This window comes from Streptomyces sp. NBC_01210 (assembly GCF_036010325.1).
Classification (GTDB): Bacteria; Actinomycetota; Actinomycetes; order Streptomycetales; family Streptomycetaceae; genus Streptomyces.
The window spans coordinates 6,654,401-6,677,414 of sequence record NZ_CP108549.1 but is presented as its reverse complement, the minus strand read 5'-3'; the positions used below and the strand labels follow the sequence as shown (position 1 = coordinate 6,677,414).

The window sequence follows — 23,014 nt, the reverse complement described above, 5'->3', positions numbered from 1 at the left end:
ACTTGGAGACGCATGCGCAGTTCTCTGGCATACGGGGGGAGCGCAGGCGTACGCACACGGGGGGCTGTCCTTCAGGGCTCGGCTGACCTCTTGGCGGATTGGGGCGCTTCGATGACACCAACGCTCGTCCAGCACCGACCCCACGCGGCATCGGCGGCTCCGTCTCCGGCGGAGGCGTGTGCGCGTGCTCGGGACTGGGCCGAGATCCAGGAACGGATGCTCGTGCCGCTCTACGAGGCGGTGTACGAGCGCCTGGAGGTCGGCTCCTGGACGCGGCTGCTCGGCCTCGACTGCGGCTCCGGCCTCGCCCTGCTGATCGCCGCGTCGCGCGGTGCGGGCGTGACCGGGGTCGACGCGGACCGCGAGCGGCTCGCGCTGGCACGGGAGCGGATGGCTCCGGAGGCTCAGGGTGCCCGGGAGGCCCGGGACGGTGACGGCCGGACGTGGGATGCCGAGCTGCTTGACAACCTCGCGTCGGCAGCGGCCGACGTGCGCCTGCCGCTGTACAACATGATCACGGCGTTTCAGCCGATCGGCTGTGCGGCGGGCGACTCCGAGGGGCTCGGGCCGGCGCTGGAGGCGGCAGTCGAGCGGTCGGAGCACGGCAGCGCGGTCGTACTCACCGGCTGGGGCCCGCCGGAGCGCTGCGCCACGTCGGGAGTGCTCCGGGTGGCCGGCCGGCTGACCGACCGTATGCGATCGGCCGGCGGCTGGCGTCCGGCGCTGCGGGACGACCTGGAGGACGTCGCGTCGCAGGCGGGCCTGAAGCCGGACGGCTCAGGGCGGGTGGCCTGCCCGTTCGGCTATGCGGACATGGAGAGCGCGGTGCGGGGGCTGCTGTCGACGGGGCTGTATGCGGCGGCGGTACGGGCGACGGACCAGGCGCAGGTGGACAAAGAGATCACGGAGGCGCTGCATCCGTACCGGAGGCGGGACGGGACGGTCTGGATGCCGAATGTGTTCCGGTATCTGATCGCACGTACGCCGTGAGGTGGAGGCTGGGTGCTCGCCCACCGCGCGTGGCAGGAGACCGGGGGGGGAGCGCGCCCGAAGCGTTACGTCTCCTTGTCGACGCGCGGGATGCCCGCCGCGCGGTACGCGGCGTCCTCGTCCAGGGTTTCGCTCTCCAGCAGCGCCCCTGCCAGCGCGTCCAGTTTGCCGCGGTGTTCGCGGAGTTGGCGGCACGCGCTCTCGTAGCACTCGTCGACGATGCGGCGCATCTCGTGGTCCACCGCGTCCAGCGTGGCGGGTGCCGCGCTCAGTCCGTACGGCTGCTGGACGTCGGCCGGGATCGCGGTCATTCTGCCCACCCGCTCGCTCATGCCCCAGCGGCCGACCATGCCCCGGGCCAACTGGGTGACCTGCTCCAGGTCGCTCTCCGAGCCCGTCGTGATCACGTCGAAGACCACATGCTCGGCCGCCATGCCGCCCAGCGCACCCACAATGCGGCCGCGCAGATACTCCTCGGTGTACGCGTACCGGTCCGCCTCGGGGGTGGAGAGCGTGACGCCCAGTGCCCGGCCGCGAGGCACGATGGTGACCTTGCGGACCGGATCCGCGCCCGGCTGGAGCATGCCGAGGAGCGCGTGGCCGCTCTCGTGGTAGGCGGTGCGCCGGCGGTCCTCCTCCGGCATGACCAGTGGGCGCTCCGCGCCGAGCTGGACCTTCTCCAGGGCGGCCCGGAAATCGGCCCGGGTGACCTCCGGCTGCTTGCGCTTGACCGCGAGAAGTGCCGCCTCGTTGACCAGATTGGCCAGATCCGCGCCCGTCATCCCCGGTGTCGCACCCGCGAGCTCGCCCAGCTCGACGTCCTTGGCCAGTGGCGTCCGCCGAGTGTGGATCTTGAGGATGGCCTCGCGGTCGGCGCGGTCGGGCGGCGAGACCTGGACGATCCGGTCGAAGCGGCCGGGCCGGGTCAGGGCGGGGTCGAGGATATCGGCCCGGTTGGTCGCGGCCATGACGACCACGCCCTCGGAGCCGGTGCAGCGGTCCATCTCGGTGAGGATCTGGTTGAGCGTCTGCTCCCGCTCGTCGTGCCCGCCCAGACCCGCGCCGGCGCCGCGTACGCGCCCGATCGTGTCGATCTCGTCGATGAAGATGATCGCGGGCGACACCTTGCGCGCCTCGGCGAAGAGTTCGCGGACCCGGCCCGCGCCGACTCCGACGATCATCTCGATGAACTCCGAAGCCGACGCCGAAAAGAACGGCACCCCGGCCTCGCCCGCCACCGCACGCGCGAGCAGCGACTTACCGGTCCCCGGCGGCCCTGCCAGCAGCACCCCGCCCGCCATCCTCGCGCCCATCCGCCGGTACGACTCCGGGTTCCTGAGAAAGTCGACGACGTCATTGAGCTCGCCCTTCACCTCGTCGATCCCGGCGACGTCCTCGAAGGTCGTGCGCTTGCCCGGCTCGGCCTCGACCGGCTTGGGCGGGCCCCTGCGTCCGAACACGCCGCCGCCCATCACCGCACCCATCCGACGTGCGGTGAACACCCACAGCAGGATCAGCAGCGCCAACGGCACGAGCGAGAACAGCAGATTGGCCAGAAAGCTGCGCTGCACGAGGACCGGCTCCGCCGTCACGGTGACCTTGTGCTCGCTCAGCTGTTCCCAGAGCCTGTCGTCGGCGAAGGCCGGCCGTTGGGTTCTGAACTTCGTGTACTCACCCTTGCCGTCGGGAATCGGCGACTCCTTCTTGAGCTGCCCCTGGATCGAGTCGCCCTTGGCGTAGATCTTCGAGACGTTCCCGGCCGCGACCTGCTTGCTGAACTCCGTGTACGGGATGGTCGGCTCGCCGCCGTTGCCGAAGAAGGACAGCAGCAGGTTGGCGATCACATAGACGGCGAGCGCGGTGAGAATCAGTCCGCCCCAGCCACCGGGCATCTTCCTCCTGGGCGGAGAGGGCGGCGGCGCGCCCTCGGAGCGCCACGGCTTGTCCGGGGTCTGACGCGGCGGCACGGGGTTGCTCATATCCGGACGTTAAGCCAGAAAAGCGGTGTGGGCACCCGCTCAGGCGGGTGCCCACACCGACGTACAGCCAGACGAAATCTCAGCCCATGAACTTCTTGAACTCGTCGGGCAGCTCGAAGTCCTTGCCCGGCTCACCCGCCGGAAGTCCGAACGCCCCACCTTGCGCCGCCTGCTCGCGGCGCGCCGCTGCCGCCTGCTCCTCGGCCTTGCGCTTCATGGGGTTACCGCTCTTGCGCTTGCCCTTGGCCTGCTTGATCTGCTTCTTCTGACGGCCGGGACCGCCACCCATGCCCGGCATCCCGGGCATACCCGGCATCCCGCCGCCCTGGGCCATCTTCGACATCATCTTGCGGGCCTCGAAGAAGCGCTCCACCAGGCCCTTCACGGCGCTGACCTCGACACCGGAACCCTTGGCGACACGGGCCCGGCGCGAACCGTTGATGATCGTCGGGTCATGGCGCTCGGCCGGGGTCATCGACTTGATGATCGCGGAGATACGGTCCACGTCCCGGTCGTCGATGTTGTTGATCTGGTCCTTGATCTGCCCCATGCCGGGCAGCATCCCGAGCAGCTTGGAGATGGAGCCCATCTTCCTGACCTGCTCCATCTGCGCCAGGAAGTCGTCGAGCGTGAAGTCCTTGCCCTTGCTGCTCGCCAGCTTGGAGGCCATTTTGGCGGCCTCTTCCTGGCTGAAGGTCTGCTCGGCCTTCTCGATCAGGCTGAGCATGTCGCCCATGCCGAGGATGCGGGACGCCATGCGGTCCGGGTGGAACGCGTCGAAGTCGTCCAGCTTCTCGCCGTTGGAGGCGAACATGACCTGGCGGCCGGTGACATGCGCGATGGAGAGCGCGGCACCACCGCGGGCGTCACCGTCGAGCTTGGAGAGCACCACGCCGTCGAAGCCGACGCCGTCGCGGAAGGCCTCCGCGGTGTTGACCGCGTCCTGACCGATCATCGCGTCGACGACGAAGAGGACCTCGTCGGGGCTGACGGCGTCGCGGATGTCCGCGGCCTGCTGCATCAGCTCCTGGTCGATACCGAGGCGGCCCGCGGTGTCGACGATGACCACGTCGTACTGCTTGGCCTTGGCGTGCTCGATGGAGTCCTTGGCGACCTTGACCGGGTCGCCGACGCCGTTGCCCGGCTCCGGCGCGTACACCGAAACGCCCGCGCGCTCGGCGACGACGGCCAGCTGGTTGACGGCATTGGGACGCTGTAGGTCACAGGCGACGAGCAGCGGCGAGTGCCCCTGGCCCTTGAGCCAGAGACCCAGCTTTCCGGCCAACGTCGTCTTACCCGCACCCTGCAGACCCGCGAGCATGATCACGGTCGGCGGCTGCTTGGCGAAACGGAGGCGGCGGGTCTCGCCACCGAGGATGCCGATGAGCTCCTCGTTGACGATCTTGATGACCTGCTGTGCCGGGTTCAGCGCCTGCGAGACCTCGGAGCCGGCCGCACGCTCCTTGACCTGCTTGATGAAGGCCCGGACGACGGGCAGCGCCACGTCCGCTTCGAGCAGCGCGATACGGATCTCGCGCGCCGTGGCGTCGATGTCCGCCTCGGACAGGCGGCCCTTGCCCCGGAGATTCTTGAATGTCGCGGCAAGGCGGTCGGAGAGGGTGTCGAACACGGTGGTCGCGGATCCTCGGGTCGGGAGCGGGCGGACAGTGTCCCCCAGGGTATCGGGCCGCGCGCGGTGGGGTATGCCCCGTGGCCGGTCTCACCTCAGGCGCGCAGCATCGCCTCGAGGGTACGGGCGGTCTCGGAGGCCTGTTCCGGGGGCAGCGGCGCGCCTTCCAGGCCCGTGACATAGAAGGCGTCGACGGCGTTCGCGCCCAGTGTGGAGACATGGGCGCTGCGGACCCGTACCGCCGACTCGTCCAGCGCGCGGCCGATCCGGTGCAGCAGTCCGGGCGCGTCCTGGGCGCGGACCTCGATCACCGTCGCGAGCCGGGAGCCCGCGGCGGCGACGGTCACCCGAGGCGGCGGGGCCTTGACCCCGCGCCGGCGCGGGTACGCGGCCTCACGTTCCGCGAGCCTGCCCGGAATGTCGAGTGTTCCGTCCAGCGCCCGTACGAGATCGGCGCGGAGCCGGGCGGCCTGTGGCAGCGATCCGTACTCGGCCGCCACCCGCCAGCTCAGCAGCAGTACGCCTGCGGACTCGCCGAGCTCGGTGGGCAGGTCGATGGAGCGCAGGTCGGCGGCGCGGACGGTCAGCCGGTGCAGAGCGAGCACGCCGGCCGCGGCGGGCAGCACACCCGGCTGGTCGGGCAGGGCGATCAGCAGTTCCACGCCGACGGGTTCGGGCTGGTCCGGTTCCTGGGGCTGCTCGGGCCGCTCGGTGTGGGCGTGCAGCGCGAGCACCGGTTCACCGGTGCGCAGTGCCTCGATGGCGAGCCGTTCCTGCTCGGCACTGGGCGCGGCGGGCTCCGGCTCGGGCGGGGCGTCGCCGGCGAGAACCGCGGCGACCCGCCCGACCAGGTCGGCGACCAGCGAACCGCGCCAGGACGACCAGGCCGCGGGTCCGGTGGCGAGGGCGTCGGCCTCGGTGAGGGCGTGCAGCAGCTCGAGGGTGCCCGCCGAGCCGACGACGGAGGCGACCGAGGCGACGGTCGCCGGGTCGTCCAGATCGCGCCGGGTCGCCGTTTCGACGAGCAGCAGATGGTGGCGTACGAGCGTGGCGATGACGGCCACGTCGGCGCGGTCGAATCCGATCCGGGTCGCGAGGTCCTTGGCGATGGTCTCGCCGGCCACCGAGTGGTCGCCGGGCCAGCCCTTGCCGATGTCGTGCAGCAGGGCCGCGACCAGCAGCAGGTCGGGGCGGCCGACGCGGCGGGTGAGGGACGAGGCCTTGACCGCAGCCTCGACGAGGTGGCGGTCGACGGTCCAGGTGTGCACGGGATTGCGCTGCGGCCGGCAGCGTACGCGCTCCCAGTCGGGCAGCAGCTGGGTGATCAGGCCCTCGGCCTCCAGCGCCTCCCAGACCGCGACCGTCGACTCCCCCGCGCCGAGCAGGGTGACGAGCTCCTCGCGGGCCTCGGCGGGCCACGGCACCGGCAGCGGTCGGGCAGTGGCCGCGAGCCGGCGTACGGCGTGCAGGGAGATCGGCAGCCCGGACTGGGCGGCGGCTGCAGCGGCCCTTAGCGGGAGCACCGGGTCGCGTTCCGGCCGTGCGGCGCGGGCGAGCACCACTTCGCCGTCCTGTTCGACGACGCCCTCGGCGAGCGGGCTGCGCTCGGGCTGCGGAGTGCGCCCGCCGCTCAGCATCGCCCGCAGCCGCGGCCGCAGGGACCGTGCCCGGAGCACCCGGTTCACCTCACGCCAGGTGACGTCCGTGGCGTACGAGACGGTGCGCGCCGCCTCGTAGACCTGCCGCAGCAGCGCGTCGGCGTCCAGCAGACCGAGCTCGGTGGCCACCTGGTCCTGCTCCTGGAGCGCGAGCCGGTCGGTGGCCCGGCCGGTGGCCAGATGCAGCGCGTCCCGGGCGTCCAGCAGCCGCCTGCGGGCCTCGGCGAGGCCCTCGCGCGGCGCGTCGGCGAGCCAGGAAGCGGCGACGGCGCGCAGCGCGGTGGCGTCCCGCAGCCCGCCCCGCGCCTCCTTGAGGTCGGGTTCGAGGAGGAACTGCAACTCGCCCTGACGCTCGGCCCGTTCACGGCACAGTTCGTCCAGCTCGGGCAGCCGCTTGGGCGCCTGGTTGCGCCAGTCGGCCAGTACGGCGGTGCGCAGCCCGGCCACCAGCCCCAGATCGCCCACGACCGGGCGTGCGTCCAGCAGCCCGAGCTGCACCTTGAGGTCCTCGCCCGCGGTCTTGCGGGCCTCGGCCGGGGTGCGTACGGAGTGGTCGAGGGCCAGCCCCAGATCCCACACCGGGTACCAGATCCGGTCGGCGAGAGTGGCGATCGCGCCGGCATCCGCGCCGCCGTCGTGCAGCAGGAGCAGATCGAGGTCGCTGCGCGGCGACAGCTCACCGCGCCCGTAGCCGCCGACGGCGACGAGCGCCGCGCCCCGCACCCCGGCCTCCAGACAGGCGGTGGTGAACAGCGCGGACAACCAGTCGTCGGTCAGCTTCGCCAGGGCGGCACGGCGCGGCGGCCCGGGCCGCTCCTTCTCACTGAGAAGGCGCAGCCGGGCCGCCGCATAGCCGCTGGGTCCCGAGTCTTCCGCTTCGGTGGTCACTTCGAGGCTCGTCACCCAGCAGCTCCTGTTCTGTCGAGCGCTTACAGTGCGTCCGGTCCGCGTTCGCCGGTCCGCACCCGTACCGCCGTGTCGACCGGGACGCTCCACACCTTGCCGTCACCGATCTTGCCCGTACGGGCCGCCTTGACGACGACATCGATGAGCTGTTCGGCGTCGCTGTCCTCGACCAGTACCTCGATACGGATCTTCGGGACCAGGTCGACGGTGTACTCCGCGCCGCGGTAGACCTCGGTGTGGCCGCGCTGGCGGCCGTATCCGCTGGCCTCCGTCACCGTGAGCCCCTGGACGCCGAAGGCCTGCAGGGCCTCCTTGATCTCGTCCAGCCGGTGTGGCTTCACGACTGCGGTGATGAGCTTCATGCGTCCACCTTCTTGGTCTGAGCTGCGGCTGCCACGGAGTCGCCCGGCGCGGTTACGGCCTTGCGGGAGCCGGCACCGCCGCCGGCACCGCTGAAGTCGTACGCGGTTTCGGCGTGCTCGTCCTGGTCGATTCCGGATACCTCGACGTCCTCGTCCACCCGCATACCGATGGTCTTGTCGAGGAGGAAGGCGAGGATCGCCGATGCCACCAGAGAGTAGGCCAGCACCGCGAAGACACCGACGGCCTGCTTGCCCAGCTGGTCGAGTCCGCCGCCGTAGAAGAGGCCCTTGGCGTCGGACTGGACACCGCCGGTGGCGAAGAAGCCGACCAGCAGCGAGCCGACGACACCGCCGACGAGGTGGACGCCGACGACATCGAGGGAGTCGTCGTAGCCGAACTTGAACTTCAGACCGACGGCCATGGCGCAGAGCAGACCGGCGATGGCGCCGATCCCGATCGCGCCGAGCGGCGAGCAGGAGCCGCCGGACGGGGTGATGGCGACCAGACCCGCGACTGCGCCGGAGGCGGCGCCCAGCGTGGTGAAGGCGCCGTGGCGGATCTTCTCGTACGCCAGCCAGGCGAGCATGGCGGCGGCGGTGGCGACCTGGGTGTTGACGAACATCACCGCGCCGACGCCGTCGTCGTTGCCGAGCCACGAGCCGGCGTTGAAGCCGAACCAGCCGAACCACAGGAGCCCGGCACCGAGCATCACCAGCGGCAGGCTGTGCGGCCGCATCGGGTCCTTCTTGAAGCCGACGCGCTTGCCGATGACAAGGATCACACCGAGGGCCGCGGCACCCGCGTTGATGTGGACGGCCGTACCGCCGGCGAAGTCGATGACACCGAGCTCGAAGAGCCAGCCACCCGCGCCCCACACCCAGTGCGCGACCGGGAAGTAGACAACGGTGACCCACAGCGCCACGAACAGCGCCCAGGCGGTGAACTTCACGCGGTCCGCGAGCGCACCGCTTATCAGCGCCGGCGTGATGATCGCGAACATCAGCTGGAAGACGGCGAAGACATACACCGGAATGGTGTAGCCGTCCCACAGCTGGGTGATGCCGATGCCGCTCAGTCCGACATAGTCCGAGGTCCAGCCGATGAAGCCACCCTTGTCCGTGCCGAAGGCGGCGCTGAATCCGTACAGCACCCACAGGATCGTGACGATGCCGAGGCTGATGAAGCTCATCATCAGCATGTTGAGGGTGCTCTTGACCCGGACCATGCCTCCGTAGAAGAAGGCCAGGCCCGGAGTCATGATCATCACCAGGGCGGAGCAGATGAGCATGAAGCCGGTGTTGGCGGCAGACAGCGTGGGAGTGTCTGCGGCAAGCGTCGAGATGCCTGGAGGCATCGGCGTCTCCTCGTTGTTGGTGCGGCCGCGTGCGGGCGAAGCCTGTGCGGATACGGGCGGGCCGGTTATGCGCCATGAGGTTGGCGCAGCGCGGTTTCCGTCGATGCCACTCGATGTTTCGCCGCAGTGACGAAGGGGTCCTGCGTGTTACGCCCCCATGAACAGGCGGGTCGGGTGAGGGGCCCGGGAGTATCCTCTGCGCACATCACGACCGGCCGCGACGGCCACCCGGCTGACCTGGCGCGGGGGGAGCCGAGTCGGGTTGTCCGGGGTGATCGTCGCGACCGGGGTCCGGTGGCGCCGTCCGCTCAGACCGCTTCCGCGGTTTCGGGGAGCAGGGCTGTGAGCTCGTCGGTGAAGTGTGCGACTTCGGCTACGTCCCCGAAGTCCCGGGCCGCCGTGTCGACGGTCTTGCGCAGTCGGGTGTTGACCCGCTCGGAGCGGACCTTCTTGGCGACAGTGAGCGCCCGTCCGGCCAGGACCATGGACTGCTCGGGCTCCTTCTTCAGGAGATGGACCGTTGCCATGCCGACCAGATTGAGTGCGTACGACCGCTGGTGCTCCTCGTCCTTGCCGAAGAGGTCTACGGCGCGCTCCATCACCGGCTCGGCGAGCGAGGCGTACGTAGGGCTCCGTCCTGCCACATAGGCGAGGTCGCGGTACGAGTGGGCGTTCTCCCCGTTGAGCTCGGCCTCGGAGAAGAAGCGGATCCAGTCGGGCTCGGACTCGCCGTCGAGACCGGCGTCGGCGAAGGTGTCCTCGGCCATCCGGACGGCCCGCTTGCACTTGCTGGGCTGGCCCATATTGGCGTAAGCGCGGGCCTCCATCGCATACAGCATCGCCTGGGTGCGCGCGGTCGCGCAGTCGCGGCTGCCGTACTGCGCCAGATGGATGAGTTCCAGGGCGTCCTCGGGCCGCCCGAGGTGGATCATCTGGCGGCTCATCGAGGACAGGATGTACGAGCCGAGCGGCTTGTCGACCGCTTCCTTGGCGGCGTGCAGGGCCAGTACGAAGTACTTCTGCGCGGTGGGCTGCAGGCCGACGTCATAACTCATCCAGCCGGCCAGCTCCGCGAGCTCGGCGGCGCATTTGAACAGCCGCCGGGCGGTGGTCGCGGGCTGCGGCTCCTGGAGCAGATCGGTGACTTCGTGGAGCTGGCCCACGACCGCCTTGCGGCGCAGCCCGCCGCCGCACTGCGCGTCCCACTGGCGGAACATCGCGGTGGTGGACTCCAGCAGCTCGAGCTCGGGCTCGGAGAGCCGGGAGGCCCTGCGCATGGCGGCCGGCGCCGGCTGTCCCGGCTCGCCGACCGGCGACGGCACCAGCCAGCGCTGCAGCGGCTCGACGAGGGCGGGTCCCGCGGCCAGTGCGAGCGAGGTCCCGAGGAAGCCGCGCCGCGCCAGCATCAGGTCGCTGCGCGAGAACTCGCTGAGCAGTGCGACGGTCTGCGGGCCCGCCCAGGGCAGATCCACTCCGGACACCGAGGGTGACTGGTGCGCCGAGCGCAGTCCGAGGTCCTCGATGGCGACGACGCTGCCGAAACGCTCGGAGAACAGCTCGGAAAGGATGCGCGGGATCGGCTCACGCGGCTGCTCGCCGTCGAGCCAGCGGCGCACGCGTGAGGTGTCCGTGCTGATGTGGTGTGCGCCCATCTGGCGTGCCCGGCGGTTCACTTGGCGCGCGAGCTCGCCCTTCGACCAACCGCTGCGCACGAACCAAGAACTCAACTGCTCGTTCGGGCGCTTGTCGGTATTCGTACCGTCTGCGCCGGTGCCGCCCACGGGAACGCCCCCATCCACTGAAAGCCTTGGTACTCGAACCCCTACCAGAATGCCGTGAGTTGAGGCCGCCTGTACGGAGGTTGCGCCCCGTCGAACAGGATGCCGAGTTGCCTCCGGCATACCCACGGGTGCGCGGAACTCCAGGATTCGTGTACTGAAAGTAGTCCTACGATCACCCCTCCAGCGAGGGAGATTCCAGAAACGCCACCATTCGCCACCCCTTCGAATGAACTCGCTTACCGTCGGGCGCGATTCACTTGACATACGACGATCAGGAGGCAGCGGAGCGTTGCACGCGCAGGCGCGCAGCATCATCCGCACCACCCCTCGCGCTACCGCGCGCCGCCGGAGCTTCACCGACTGCGACGCAGTGTTACGGGGAGACTTCAGGTCGTAACCACCGGCGTTGACGACCCGTTGGAGGGGGCATGGGCTTCACGATCGGCGGCAGCCGGGGGACCAGGGAGATCAGGCCCGGATCACGGCGCCGCGGCCGTACCACGGAGTGCACAGTGGTGGCCGAGTACACGGGGCTGTGGGGCTGGGCCGTGATCCCTGGCGCGCGAGCCGCGTCAGGCCGTTGCTCCTGCAGCGCCCCGGACTGTACGTCCCCGGGCGCCCACCCCCTCGACTTCGCCGCCGAGATCCCCGCCGGCGCCACCCTGGACGAGGTCACCAAGGCATGGGCGGAGGTGCCTGGCGCGTCCCTGCTCCTTCCGGTCGGCCGCACCTTCGACATCCTCGACGTCGCCGCCCCGGCCGGCCGTCGCGCACTGCTGCGCCTGGAGCGGATGGGCCTCCCGCTCGGCCCGGTCTCGGCGACGCCGGACGGCCGCTGCCAGTTCTTCGTCGCCACCGGCGCGGCGGCCGAACTCCCGGAGCTGCTCTACCGGATGGGCTGGGACGACGCGGACCTGGACCTGTACTGCCTGGGCGCCGGCGATCACATCATGGCGCCGCCGTCCGACCAGGCGGGCCTGGGGCCGGTGAGCTGGCTCCGGCCCCCGTCCCTGGACACGGCGACGGCTCCGCCGGAGGCGCGGCTGCTGCTGGGGACCTTGGCGTACGTCTGCCACCGCACCTTTTCCTGACGCGCGGGTCTCGCGCGCGGAACCCCGTACGCCCTGTGTCCTCAATCGCCGGACGGGCTGAAAATCAGCCGTCCGGCGATTTGAGGCGGGGGTCCGGGGCGGAGCCCCGGCACGAAAAGCGGGCCCACCCAGGGACAGCTACTCGCCGATCAGTGCGTCGACGAACGCCTCCGGCTCGAACGGCGCCAGATCGTCCGGCCCCTCGCCCAGGCCCACCAGCTTCACCGGTACACCCAGTTCGCGCTGGACCGCGATGACGATGCCGCCCTTGGCCGTACCGTCCAGCTTGGTCAGCACGATGCCGGTGATGTCCACGACCTCCGCGAACACCCGCGCCTGCACCAGGCCGTTCTGACCGGTCGTGGCGTCCAGGACCAGCAGGATCTCGTCCAGCGGGCCGTGCTTCTCGACGACGCGCTTGACCTTGCCGAGCTCGTCCATCAGGCCCGTCTTGGTGTGCAGCCGACCCGCCGTGTCGATGAGTACGACGTCCGCGCCCTCGGCGATGCCCTCCTTGACCGCGTCGAACGCGATCGATGCCGGGTCACCGCCCTCGGGGCCGCGCACCGTGCGTGCGCCGACCCGTTCACCCCAGGTCTGGAGCTGGTCCGCGGCCGCGGCGCGGAACGTGTCCGCCGCGCCGAGCACCACGGAGCGGCCGTCCGCGACCAGGACCCGAGCCAGCTTGCCGGTCGTCGTCGTCTTTCCGGTGCCGTTGACGCCGACGACCATGACGACACCGGGGGTGTCCAGACCGCTCTCGGTCTTCACCGCGCGGTCGAAGTCGGTACCGAGGAGGTGCAGCAGCTCCTCGCGCAGCAGGGAGCGCAGCTCGTCGGGGGTACGCGTACCGAGTACCCGTACGCGCTCGCGCAGCCGCTCGACCAGCTCCTGGGTCGGCGCGACGCCGACATCTGCGGTGAGCAGCGTGTCCTCGATCTCCTCCCAGGTCTCCTCGTCGAGGTGCTCGCGCGACAGGAGCGTGAGCAGCCCCTTGCCGAGGGAGTTCTGGGAGCGGGCGAGGCGGGCGCGCAGCCGGACGAGCCGGCCCGCGGTCGGCTCGGGGATCTCGATCTCGGGGACGGGGGGCGCCGCGACGACCGGATCCTCGACCGCGGCCGGGGCCTCGACCGCCTCGGCGGTGTCGGGGAGGTCGACCTCCTCGATCGTGCGGCGCGGTTCCTCGACCGTCGGTGCGGCGTCCTCACCGACCTGAGGCTCGGCGGGCGGGGCAGTGATGGTCGGCGTACTCGACGGTGCCGAGGGCGGCAGCTGCTTCTTCTTGCGGCTGCTGACCACGAGCCCGCTGATCGCGCCGACCGCGACCAGGGCGATGACTACAGCAAGGATGACGATTTCCATAACCCACCCAGTATCGGCCACGACCGCTCACACACAGCGGCCTCAGAGGATCACACAAGGACGACGGACTCCATTTGAACCCTTTGGGGGATACATACGATCCTGGTGGTTCTGGCTTTAGCCAGCCGCCTCGTCCCCGGAGACCCGGAAACCCCGGAGTCCGACATCCCTGTACGGAGCTTTTTCATACCGCGCCTCCGAATCCGAAGGCACTATGGAGACCCGTGGGCTCGAACCCGCGCCTGACGGCGAGCGCGCCGGCCACGTCCGCGAACTCTTCCCCACCTGGGTCGCCGCCAACATCAGTGTGCCGTTGCTCACGACGGTCGGCGGTGCCGGGACCGTCGTACTCCCGATGATGATCCCGCTGATCGGCATGCTGCTGATCAACTCCATGTCGATGCACCCGGCCGACTTCACCGCGCAGACCCTGGGCATCAGGGTCCCGCGCGCCTGGGCGGTCGGCATCAACGCCGTCATCAGCCTGGTCTTCGGCTTCCTGCAGATGATGGTGCTGTACGCGGCGCCGTCTCGGACACACGAGCAGGTTCCGGCCGCACCTGTCGCAGAGGCGGAGCCCGCACCCCTGCCCATCTGACGCTTCGTCAGCTACGGTCTCCCTCCGCTGTCCGTTCAGCCCCGCCGACCTGTTCTTCGGCCGCGGGTCCCGGGGTTGTCCCCCGGGAAGACACAGCACACCCGGCGGAGGGGACCGTTCCCATGGCCTTCACAGTGGCCCGCTTCAATCTCGTCGATCCCGACGCGACGCCCGAGACCCTCGCGGCCCGCTATCGCGCCGCGCTCGAGATGGCCGCGTACGCCGACGACCGCGGCATCGACAGCATCCAGACCGAGGAGCACCACGGCGCCACCAACAACTGGCTGCCCTCCCCCTTCGTCTTCGCCGGCTCGGTCCTCGGCTCCACCCGCCGTATCGCGGTCACCGTCTCCGCGATCATCGGCCCGCTCTACGATCCGCTGCGGCTGGCCGAGGACATCGCCGTACTCGATCTGATCGGCAAGGGCCGGCTGGTCACGGTGGCCGGCATCGGCTACCGGCCCGAGGAGTACGCGCAGTTGGGCGTCGAGTGGAGCCGCCGCGGCAAGCTCCAGGACGAGCTCCTCGAGACGCTGCTGAAGGCATGGACGGGTGAGCCGTTCGAGTACCGCGGCCGCACCGTCCTGGTCACTCCCCGCCCGTACACACAGCCGCATCCGCTGCTGCTGGTGGGCGGCTCCTCGCAGGCCGCGGCCCGTCGCGCCGCCCGGTTCGGACTGCCCTTCTTCCCGAGCGCGCATCTGCCGGAGCTGGAGGCGTACTACCACGAGCGGCGCGCGGAGTACGGGACGGAGGGCTGGACGATGATGCCGGCAGCGAAGACCCATTTGCTGCACATAGCGGAGGACCCGGACCGCACCTGGGCCGCGTACGGCGAGCACTTCCTGCACGAGGCTCGGATGTACGCCTCCTGGCAGTCCACGGACATCCGCTCGGCGGTGCGCTCACAGGCCACCACCGTCGAGGAGTTGCGGCGCGAGGGTGTCTACCGGGTCGTCACGCCGGACGAGTGCGCGGAGGCCGGCGGGGAGAGTCTGGTGCTGCACCCGCTGTGCGGCGGGATGCCGCTGGATGAGGGCTGGCGCAGCCTGCACCTCTTCGCGGAGCGCGTTCTCCCTCGGCTCAAGGGCTGAGCCGAGAGCAGTCACCGCCCGTGAACGGTGACCTCGTACCCCTACCGCCGCAGCGAATCGGTACTGCCCCGGCTCAAGAGCTGAGCCGGGGCAGTTCCGTGGTGAGGAGCGGGGCAGCGGGGATTAGCCCATCTCCTCCAACGCCTTGCCCTTGGTCTCCTTGACGAACAGAAGCACGAAGGGGATCGAGAGCGCGGCGAAGCATGTGTAGATGATGTACGTGCCGGAGAGGTTCCAGTCCGCCAGGCTCGGGAAGCTCACGGTGATGAGCCAGTTGGCGATCCACTGCGCGGAGGCGGCGACGCCGAGCGCGGCGGCGCGGATCCTGTTCGGGAACATCTCGCCGAGGAGGACCCAGACCACGACGCCCCACGAGAGGGCGAAGAAGAGCACGAAGACATGCGCGGCGATCAGGGCGACGGCGCCCTGGGTGCTGGGCAGCTTGCCGTCGACGAGGTCGGCGGAGAAGGCCCAGGCCTCGAAGGCGAGAGCGACCGCCATACCGGCCGAGCCGACGAGGGCGAGCGGACGCCGGCCGACCCGGTCGACCAGGACCATGGCGATCACGGTGCCGATGATGTTGATGATCGACGTGGTGAACGAGTAGAAGAACGAGCTGGCCGGGTCGATGCCGACCGACTGCCACAGCGCCGCGGAGTAGTAGAAGACGACGTTGATGCCGACGAACTGCTGGAAGAGGGAGAGTCCGATGCCGACCCAGACGATGGGCAGGAAGTTGAAGCGGCCGCCCAGCAGGTCCTTGAAGGTCGACTTGTGCTCGCGGCGCATCGCGAGTTCGATCTCGGCGACGCGGGCGTCCAGGTCGATCTTGTGGCCCTCGACCTCGCCGAGGACCTCCTTCGCCTTGCCGATCTTTCCGACGGAGATCAGGAAGCGGGGCGACTCGGGGATCACGAAGGAGAGCAGTCCGTAGAGCACCGCCGGGACGACCATGACGCCGAGCATCCACTGCCAGGCCTCGATACCGAGCATCTCGCCGCGCTGGTTGCCGTCGGCGAGCTGCAGGATGGCGTAGTTCACCAGCTGGGAGATGGCGATGCCGATGACGATCGCGGCCTGCTGGAAGGAGCCGAGCCGGCCGCGGTAGGCGGCCGGCGACACCTCGGCGATATAGGCCGGGCCGATGACCGAGGCCATGCCGATGGCGAAGCCGCCGATGATGCGCCAGAAGGCGAGGTCCCAGAGGGCGAACGGGAGAGCGGAGCCGATGGCACTGGCGGTGAAGAGCACGGATGCGATCTGCATACAGCGGATGCGGCCGATACGGTCGGCGATCCGGCCGGCGGTCGCGGCGCCGACGGCGCAGCCGATCAGTGCGATGGCGATGACCTGGGCGAGCGTTCCCGAGCCGATGTTGTAGCGGTCCCGGATGGCTTCGACGGCGCCGTTGATCACCGAGCTGTCGTAACCGAAGAGGAAGCCGCCCATCGCGGCGGCGGCCGTGATGAAGATGACATGGCCGATATGTTCGGGGTGGGCCTGCCGGCCTCGCGATGCCGGCGGTGGCTGCTCAGTGCTGGTCACGTGTACTCCTGGGGCCGTCCGGCAGCGTCGCCGGGCGTGGGGGGCGAGCCCTTCAAGTGGCGCACAACTTCCTGCCACCCACCACTTGAAGGTAAAAGCAACGTTGCAGAGACTATTCGTTCAAGTTTCGAAGTCAAGACCTGATCCTTAAGAAGTTCCAGGCAGGCGCGTGAGGGACTTGTGTTCAAGAGTTGAAGAGTTGAAGACCTCTGTCAGCGAAGACGCTGGCTGATGACCTTGGAAACGCCGTCACCCTGCATGGAGACGCCGTACAGCGCGTCCGCGACCTCCATCGTCCGCTTCTGGTGCGTGATCACGATCAGCTGCGAGGACTCCTGGAGCTCCTGCATGATCCGGATCAGCCGCTGGAGGTTGGTGTCGTCGAGCGCCGCCTCGACCTCGTCCATCACATAGAACGGGCTCGGCCGGGCTTTGAAGATCGACACCAGCAGCGCGACGGCCGTCAGCGACCGCTCGCCGCCCGACAGCAGCGACAGCCGCTTGACCTTCTTGCCGGGCGGTCTGGCCTCGACATCCACGCCCGTGGTGAGCATGTTGTCGGGATCGGTCAGGATCAGCCGGCCCTCGCCACCGGGGAAGAGCCGCGAGAAGACACCCTCGAACTCGCGGGCGGTGTCCCGGTACGCCTCCGTGAAGACCTGCTCGACGCGCTCGTCGACCTCCTTGATCACCTGCAGCAGGTCGGCCCTGGTCTTCTTCAGGTCTTCAAGCTGCTCGGAGAGGAACTTGTGCCGCTCCTCCAGCGCCGAGAACTCCTCCAGGGCGAGCGGATTCACCTTGCCGAGTTGCTGATACGCCCGTTCGGCGGACTTGAGACGCTTCTCCTGCTCCCCTCGTACGAAGGGTCTCGGCTGGTTGCGCGGGTGATCCGGGTCATCGGGCAGTTCCTCTCCCTCTGCGGGCGGGGACGGCGGCACCAGCTGGTCGGGGCCGTACTCGGCGACCAGCCCGGCCGGTTCCACACCCAGTTCCTCCAGGGCCTTGTTCTCCAGCTGCTCGATCCGCAGCCGCTTCTCGGCCCCGAGTACCTCGCCCCGGTGAACTGAATCAGTGAGTTTGTCGAGCTCGCTCTTGAGGTCGCGTCCCTGATTGCGGGCGGCGCTCAGATCCTGCTCGCGCTCGGCCTTGGCCGCCTCGGCGGCGACCCGCTCCGCCTCGGCCCGCACCAGCGAGACCTCGACATGCGCCAGGAGCTGGCGGGCACCGCTCGCCACCGCGGCAGCGACCTCCGCCTCATGACGCAGCCGGGCGCGCCGCTGTTCGGCGCGTGCCCGAGCCTCGCGCTCGGCGCGCGCTCCCCGGTCGAGCGCGTCAGCACGCCCCGCGAGCCCCTTCACACGCTCCTCATGCGTACGGACCTGGAGGCGGGCCTCCATCTCGGTCTGGCGTGCGTTGGCGCCGTCGGCCGCGAGCCGGTCCCGTACATGCGTATCCGGCTCCTCCTCCGCGGGCGCCTCCTCGGCGACGAGCAGCCGCTCGGCCAGCTCCTCGGCCTCCTCGCGCGCCCGCTCCAGCGCCTCCTGGGCCCTGGCGGCGGCCGCGGTCGTCCGCTCGGCCTCGCCCGCAGCACCGCGCGCCTGTCCGGACAGCCGCCCCAACTGCCCGGACACCGCGGACTTCTCGCGGTCGGCGGCCCGGCGGCGCTCTCCCAGTTCCTCGACGAGCGCGGCGCATTCACCGCGCCGCCCCGCGGCCTGCCGCTGGGCCGCCGACAGCTCCTCGCACCGTACGGCCAGCTCCTCCAGCTCGGCGGCGGCCTCGTCGACGGAGGCCTGCACCTCGAGCAGGCTCGGCGCCCCGGCGGAGCCGCCCTGCGCGAAGTGCGCTCCGAGGACGTCTCCTTCTGCGGTCACGGCGGTGAGCTCGGGCCGCGAGCAGACCAGGTCCTCGGCGTCCTCCAGCGTCCCGACGACGACCATGCCATGCAGCAACCGGCGCACAGCGGGCATCAGTTCCGCGGGCCCGCGCACCAGGTCGGCAGCGTACGGAGGACCGTCGGAGCGCTGCGCCTGCGGTACGGATTCGGGGGCGCCGCCGAGCAGTATGGCGGCGCGTCCGGCGTCGGTCTTGCGCAGCAGCCGCAGTGCCTCGGCGGCGGTCGCGGGGTCGGCCACGGCGATGGCGTCCGCCGCCGCGCCCAGCGCCGCTGCCACCGGAACCTCGAAGCCCGGGGTCACGCCGAGCAGTTCCGCGGCCGGCCCGAGCAGCCCCGTGAGGCGGTCCTTCGCGCCGAGCAGCGCACCCGTGCCGTCCTTGCGGCGCAGCCCCAGGGCGAGCGCCTCCCGGCGGGCGGCGACGGCTGCGCGTCTGCGCTCGGCACCGGTGAGCTCCTCGCGGGCCGCGCTCAGCGCCGCCTCCGCCTCGGCCAGTTCACGCTTGGCCGCGTCGTGCCGCTCCCCCAGCTCGGCATCGCCCGCGTCAAGACCGTCGACCTCGGCCTTGAGCTGCTCGTACTCCTCCTGAGCCGCGACGGCCCGCTCCTGGGCCTCGTCGCGCGCCGCGGCCAGCCGGTCGATCTCGGACTGCGCGGAGGCCGCCCGCGAACGGGCCGCGTTGACCTGGCCGTTGAGGCGGGCCAGCCCCTCCCGCCGGTCGGCGATCGCCCGCGCGACGTCCTTGAGCCGGCGCTCCTCGACCGCCAGCTCCCGCTCCAGCTCGGCGCGGTGCGTGACGGTGTCCTCCAACGCGTGCTCCGCCGCCTCCAGCGCGGCCTCCAGCTCCGCCTCCTGCTCACGGATCCGGGCGGCCTCGCGCTCCATGTCCTCGGGGTCGCGGCCGCGCCGCTCCTCCGCCGGGGCCGCGGTCGCGCTCTTCACCCGCGCGTCGGCCAGTGAGATCGTGCCGCGCACCCGCTCGGCCAGCTGGGAGAGTTCGTACCAGCTCTGCTGGGCCCGCTGCAGCCGCGGCGCCAGCCGCCGTACCTCGTCCTCGAGCTCCGCCTCGCGTGTCAGCGCGGCCTTGAGCTCCGCCTCGGCCCTGTCCTTGCGTTCCTTGAGCGCGGCCTCGTCGGCGATCTCACCGCGCAGTGCCTCCCGGAGCCGTACGAGATCGTCGGCGAGCAGCCGCAGCCGGGCATCGCGCAGATCGGCCTGGATGACGGCGGCCCGCCGGGCCACCGCGGCCTGCCGTCCCAGCGGCTTGAGCTGGCGGCGCAGTTCGTCGGTCAGATCCTGCACGCGGGCGAGGTTGGCCTGCATCGAGTCCAGCTTCCGCAGCGCCTTTTCCTTGCGCTTACGGTGCTTGAGAACACCGGCGGCCTCCTCGATGAAGGCCCGTCGCCCCATCGGATCGGCATGCAGTACGGAGTCGAGCTGGCCCTGCCCGACGATGACGTGCATCTCGCGGCCAATGCCGGAGTCGGAGAGGAGTTCCTGGATATCGAGAAGCCGGCAGGTGTCGCCATTGAGCTGATATTCACTGCCGCCGTTGCGGAACATGATCCGCGTGATGGTGACTTCGGCGTAGTCGATGGGGAGCGCGCCGTCGGAGTTGTCGATGGTGAGGGAGACCTCGGCGCGGCCGAGCGGAGGCCGCCCGGTCGTCCCGGCGAAGATGACGTCCTCCATCTTGCCGCCACGCAGCGACTTGGCCCCCTGCTCTCCCATGACCCAGGAGAGCGCGTCCACCACATTGGACTTGCCGGAGCCGTTGGGGCCCACGACGCAGGTGATGCCGGGCTCGAAACGCAGCGTCGTGGCGGAGGCGAAGGATTTGAACCCGCGCAGGGTCATGGCCTTGAGGTGCACGCCGCCGGACTCTACCTTTCGCTTCGCTCGGACCGCCGGAGCTGCTCCACTCCGGCCTGCCACGTGGGATTTTCGACTGAAGGCCTGGGGGTTGTCACCCCGGAAGACAGAGCGCTCCCGGTTTCACCTATGAAGGTGCAGGGCACATCAGACGGTAAGGGAAGGACTGTAAGGGGCGAGGCAGGGCGGGAAAAGAAAGAAGGGACGCCGAAGCGTCCCTTGCATATCTTGCGCGATGAACTCCAGCTGATCGCCCCTGCTCAGGTGAGCGCGGGCTCCGGCTGGTGCACGTCGATGTCGATGCCGTTGAGCAGCGACTCTCCAGGGTGCTGAGCAACGGCAGCGTTAAGCGCGTCATTCTCGGACTGGATCCGTACAAGCTCGGATTCGAGGTCCTGGACGCGCTGCTGCAGCCGTCGCATCTCGGCGAGGAGTCGCGGGTCGGAACCGCCGACGTAACCGAGAAGCGCCTTTGCCATGATGGATGGTCCTCCACACTGAGTGACCGACCGAATGCGGTGTGGGTCGTGAGGGATTCGCACCCGCGGTGCTCGACAGTGATTGTTACTTGCTAGCGCTGCGGTTTGTACTGCCAAACAGCTAAGGTGCGCGGGGCTTCCAGAGTCTCACCAAAAAGTTTGACGGTCAACACGATCACGCCCCGTATCAACGGGCCAACCCGGGGCTCACGGCCGCGAAAGAAGCGGCGGAGCCACGCTGCGGGGCCCTGGGGGCGTAGAGATCATCCTTACTGCGGCAGCCTGGCACGACAAGCCGTTCTTGGCAACCACCAGGCCATTTCCATCGCGGCAGGTGCCGTCGGCATACGCGGCGATCTTCGCTGCGCCGAATTACGCGGTGATCATCACCTGATCGCGAAGTCCTCGTATCCACCGCGGGGCGTGTCCCAGATCTCGGTAACTCCTTCGACCCGGCCGGGTGTGTCGTCGGAGCGAAGCCATTCCAGCAAACGGTGGCAATTCTCACGTGGCCCCTCTGCCACAACCTGCACCCTGCCATCGTCAAGATTGAGTGCGAAGCCGGTCAGGCCGCCGATCTCCAATGCATTTGCCCTGGTGAACCAGCGGAAGCCCACTCCCTGTACTCGGCCGCGTACCCACGCGGTGAGCCGCGCAACATCGTTCATGCGTGCACGGTAACTGGCCAATAGATTTCCGATCACTTCACCCACTCGCCACATGGGCTACAGTCCCGTCGCAATGAGTCTCACTCGTATGGGTGAGTCATGTTGACGATTGACCGTCGAGTACCAGGAAGGCACAGCGCATGGGACGCCATCGACGCTCCGCCGCCGCACCCGTCGCAGATGACTACGCGGACGGCTCGGCAGGCCGGCACCGGGGTGGTGCACGCCGGAAGAAGCGGGGCCTTGTACCCGTACGCACCGGGCTGCTCGGCGCCTCCGCAGCCATGGCCGTAGGTGCCGTGGCCGTCACGACCGGCCTGCTCCCGGGCGGCGACAAGTTCACCGTCGGTCACGGCAACGACTCCGCCGAGCGGGTACGCGCCGAGGGTTCCGCGCAGCTGCAGACCCAGGGCGACGCGAGCGCGGAGCCGACGAACGGGGCCTCGGCCCCCGCGAGCCAGAACGCCCCCCGCCCACAGGCTCCGTCGAAGACCCCCTCACCCACGCCGACCAAGCCGTCGACGACGCCGCCGAAGCAGACGAAGGCTCCTGAGGCGAAGGCCCCTGAGGCGCAGAAGCAGACGAAGAGCGCCGCCCCGGCCCGTACGAAGTCGCGTGCGCCCGAGCGGCCGTCCGCGGCGGCCAAGCCCCCCGTCTCCTCGGGTGCGGAGACCGCCGCGGCCGCCGAGGCCAAGGTGCTCCGCCTGGTCAACGAAGAGCGCGCGAAGGTGGGGTGCAGCCCGGTGCAGGCCAGTGCACCGCTTGCGGCGCTGGCCGGGAACTTCAGCGACGACATGGCCGCGCGTGGCTTCTTCGACCACACCAGCCCCGAAGGGGCGACGCCTTGGGACCGCGCCGACAAGGCGGGTGTGCCGGGGCTCGGCGGCGAGAACATCGCTCGCGGGCAGGCCGACGCTGTTGCGGTGATGACCTCCTGGATGAACAGCGACGGTCACCGCGCGAACATACTGAACTGCGACTACAAGACCATGGGCGTCGGCGTGCACCTGGGCGCCGGCGGCCCCTGGTGGACGCAGGACTTCGGCTTCTAGTCGCTCGTACGTACGCGAGAAGGCCCCGTCACCTCGGTGACGGGGCCTTCTTCCTTGTCAGGCGGGTGAGGCAAGGTCATGCGGGGTCAGGCGGCGGCTGCCCGCCCCGCGATGAAGGTGCGGGCGGTCTCCGCCACCCGGCGGCCGAGGTGCTCCGCGGTCGCGATGTCGGCCTTGTGCACGCCTTCCGGGCCCTCGTCGGAGTTGGTCTGGGCTGCGGCGCCGGAGAAGAAGCCCAGGCGGTTGAGGTCGTGCTCGGAGCCCTCGGTGGAGTTCCAGCCGGGCTTGAGCCCGAGGTTCACCCAGTGCATACCGTGCTGGGCGGCGAGTGTCGCGAAGAACTGCAGGGTGTGCAGCTTGTCGCCGCTCTTGGAGCCGGAGTTGGAGAAGCCGGCCGCCAGCTTGTCCTTCCAGGCGTCGGTGAACCAGCGCTGGGAGGTGTCCTGTGCGAACTGGTGGAAGGCACCGGACGCGGTCCCCATGTAGGTGGGCGACCCGAAGACGATGGCGTCGGAGCCGTCGAGCAGCTCCCACTGGGCCTCGTCGATCTCGTCGACCTTGATCAGGTGAACGGTGGCGCCGGCGCCGGCCGCTCCTTCGCGGACAGCCTCGGCGATGACGGCGGTGTGGCCGTACCCGGAGTGGTAGGCAATCGAGACAACAGGCGTGGTCACGGTAGGGGTCTCCTCGAAAGCGG

General features: G+C 69.9%; 16 protein-coding genes and 1 pseudogene. 5 read left to right on the top strand and 12 right to left on the bottom strand.

From position 1 onward, the window contains the following. Positions 1-111: 111 nt before the first annotated feature. The gene (locus OG735_RS30500) at positions 112-990 is read left to right on the top strand and encodes an SAM-dependent methyltransferase (protein ID WP_327326340.1); all 879 of its coding nucleotides are present in this window, start codon (positions 112-114) and stop codon (positions 988-990) included. Between the two features lie 65 nt (positions 991-1,055). Here OG735_RS30500 and ftsH read toward each other — a convergent pair whose 3' ends face one another. From ftsH to nsdA, 6 genes are all read right to left on the bottom strand, one after another. After that, positions 1,056-2,969 (bottom strand): ATP-dependent zinc metalloprotease FtsH, encoded by a 1,914-nt coding sequence (gene ftsH, locus OG735_RS30495; protein ID WP_327326338.1) that lies wholly within the window; start codon positions 2,967-2,969, stop codon positions 1,056-1,058. A gap of 79 nt (positions 2,970-3,048) precedes the next feature. After that, positions 3,049-4,599 carry a signal recognition particle protein gene (gene ffh / locus OG735_RS30490; RefSeq protein WP_327326337.1) on the bottom strand — a complete coding sequence of 517 codons (1,551 nt, stop codon included), beginning with the start codon at positions 4,597-4,599 and terminating at the stop codon, positions 3,049-3,051. A gap of 95 nt (positions 4,600-4,694) precedes the next feature. After that, positions 4,695-7,160, bottom strand: a complete 2,466-nt coding sequence (locus tag OG735_RS30485) for a [protein-PII] uridylyltransferase (RefSeq protein WP_327326336.1) — start codon at positions 7,158-7,160, stop codon at positions 4,695-4,697. A gap of 26 nt (positions 7,161-7,186) precedes the next feature. Continuing rightward, positions 7,187-7,525 (bottom strand): P-II family nitrogen regulator, encoded by a 339-nt coding sequence (locus OG735_RS30480; protein WP_175258793.1) that lies wholly within the window; start codon positions 7,523-7,525, stop codon positions 7,187-7,189. Then, positions 7,522-8,880: an ammonium transporter gene (locus OG735_RS30475; RefSeq protein WP_327326335.1), complete on the bottom strand. Its 1,359-nt coding sequence runs from the start codon at positions 8,878-8,880 to the stop codon at positions 7,522-7,524. The genes OG735_RS30480 and OG735_RS30475 overlap by 4 nt, the downstream gene beginning before the upstream one ends. A gap of 308 nt (positions 8,881-9,188) precedes the next feature. Then, positions 9,189-10,661: a transcriptional repressor NsdA gene (gene nsdA / locus OG735_RS30470; protein ID WP_327326334.1), complete on the bottom strand. Its 1,473-nt coding sequence runs from the start codon at positions 10,659-10,661 to the stop codon at positions 9,189-9,191. 428 nt (positions 10,662-11,089) lie between these two features. Between nsdA and OG735_RS30465 the strand changes: the two genes are divergently transcribed. Then, positions 11,090-11,752, top strand: coding sequence for a bifunctional DNA primase/polymerase (locus tag OG735_RS30465; RefSeq protein WP_327326333.1), 663 nt, complete (start codon positions 11,090-11,092; stop codon positions 11,750-11,752). Positions 11,753-11,890: 138 nt separating this feature from the next. Here the strand turns inward: OG735_RS30465 and ftsY are convergent, their stop codons facing one another. Then, the gene (gene ftsY / locus OG735_RS30460; RefSeq protein ID WP_327326332.1) at positions 11,891-13,114 is read right to left on the bottom strand and encodes a signal recognition particle-docking protein FtsY; all 1,224 of its coding nucleotides are present in this window, start codon (positions 13,112-13,114) and stop codon (positions 11,891-11,893) included. A 271-nt stretch (positions 13,115-13,385) separates the two neighbouring features. On the opposite strand from ftsY, the pseudogene OG735_RS42065 reads away from it, so the two are divergent. Together OG735_RS42065 and OG735_RS30450 are read left to right on the top strand one after the other, a co-directional pair. Beyond that, positions 13,386-13,628, top strand: a pseudogene (locus OG735_RS42065) (hypothetical protein); the annotation flags it as partial. A 206-nt stretch (positions 13,629-13,834) separates the two neighbouring features. Continuing rightward, complete coding sequence (locus OG735_RS30450) at positions 13,835-14,806, top strand: LLM class flavin-dependent oxidoreductase (RefSeq protein WP_327326331.1); 972 nt, start codon at positions 13,835-13,837, stop codon at positions 14,804-14,806. 123 nt (positions 14,807-14,929) lie between these two features. On the opposite strand, the gene OG735_RS30445 is transcribed toward OG735_RS30450, so the two are convergent. From OG735_RS30445 to OG735_RS30430, 4 genes are all read right to left on the bottom strand, one after another. Then, positions 14,930-16,351, bottom strand: a complete 1,422-nt coding sequence (locus tag OG735_RS30445; RefSeq protein ID WP_327326330.1) for a sugar porter family MFS transporter — start codon at positions 16,349-16,351, stop codon at positions 14,930-14,932. 212 nt (positions 16,352-16,563) lie between these two features. Continuing rightward, complete coding sequence (gene smc / locus OG735_RS30440; RefSeq protein WP_327326329.1) at positions 16,564-20,118, bottom strand: chromosome segregation protein SMC; 3,555 nt, start codon at positions 20,116-20,118, stop codon at positions 16,564-16,566. 260 nt (positions 20,119-20,378) lie between these two features. Continuing rightward, the gene (locus OG735_RS30435) at positions 20,379-20,597 is read right to left on the bottom strand and encodes a hypothetical protein (RefSeq protein WP_327326328.1); all 219 of its coding nucleotides are present in this window, start codon (positions 20,595-20,597) and stop codon (positions 20,379-20,381) included. A gap of 386 nt (positions 20,598-20,983) precedes the next feature. Beyond that, entirely contained in the window at positions 20,984-21,265 is a 282-nt protein-coding gene (locus tag OG735_RS30430) for an acylphosphatase (protein ID WP_327326327.1), read from the bottom strand. 140 nt (positions 21,266-21,405) lie between these two features. On the opposite strand from OG735_RS30430, the gene OG735_RS30425 reads away from it, so the two are divergent. Beyond that, on the top strand, positions 21,406-22,317 hold the full coding sequence (locus tag OG735_RS30425; RefSeq protein WP_327326326.1) for a CAP domain-containing protein: 912 nt from the start codon (positions 21,406-21,408) through the stop codon (positions 22,315-22,317). An 86-nt stretch (positions 22,318-22,403) separates the two neighbouring features. Here OG735_RS30425 and OG735_RS30420 read toward each other — a convergent pair whose 3' ends face one another. Next, the gene (locus tag OG735_RS30420; RefSeq protein WP_327326325.1) at positions 22,404-22,991 is read right to left on the bottom strand and encodes a flavodoxin family protein; all 588 of its coding nucleotides are present in this window, start codon (positions 22,989-22,991) and stop codon (positions 22,404-22,406) included. Positions 22,992-23,014: the final 23 nt, after the last annotated feature.

Bases quoted from the DNA above. Each gene is read 5' to 3' on its own strand.
- OG735_RS30430 (WP_327326327.1), bottom strand. From the start codon at position 21,265: ATGAACGATGTTGCGCGGCTCACCGCGTGGGTACGCGGCCGAGTACAG.
- OG735_RS30465 (WP_327326333.1), top strand. From the start codon at position 11,090: ATGGGCTTCACGATCGGCGGCAGCCGGGGGACCAGGGAGATCAGGCCC.
- ftsH (WP_327326338.1), bottom strand. From the start codon at position 2,969: ATGAGCAACCCCGTGCCGCCGCGTCAGACCCCGGACAAGCCGTGGCGC.
- OG735_RS30435 (WP_327326328.1), bottom strand. From the start codon at position 20,597: ATGGCAAAGGCGCTTCTCGGTTACGTCGGCGGTTCCGACCCGCGACTC.
- OG735_RS30480 (WP_175258793.1), bottom strand. From the start codon at position 7,525: ATGAAGCTCATCACCGCAGTCGTGAAGCCACACCGGCTGGACGAGATC.
- OG735_RS30500 (WP_327326340.1), top strand. From the start codon at position 112: ATGACACCAACGCTCGTCCAGCACCGACCCCACGCGGCATCGGCGGCT.
- OG735_RS30450 (WP_327326331.1), top strand. From the start codon at position 13,835: ATGGCCTTCACAGTGGCCCGCTTCAATCTCGTCGATCCCGACGCGACG.
- OG735_RS30425 (WP_327326326.1), top strand. From the start codon at position 21,406: ATGGGACGCCATCGACGCTCCGCCGCCGCACCCGTCGCAGATGACTAC.
- ftsY (WP_327326332.1), bottom strand. From the start codon at position 13,114: ATGGAAATCGTCATCCTTGCTGTAGTCATCGCCCTGGTCGCGGTCGGC.
- OG735_RS30475 (WP_327326335.1), bottom strand. From the start codon at position 8,880: ATGCCTCCAGGCATCTCGACGCTTGCCGCAGACACTCCCACGCTGTCT.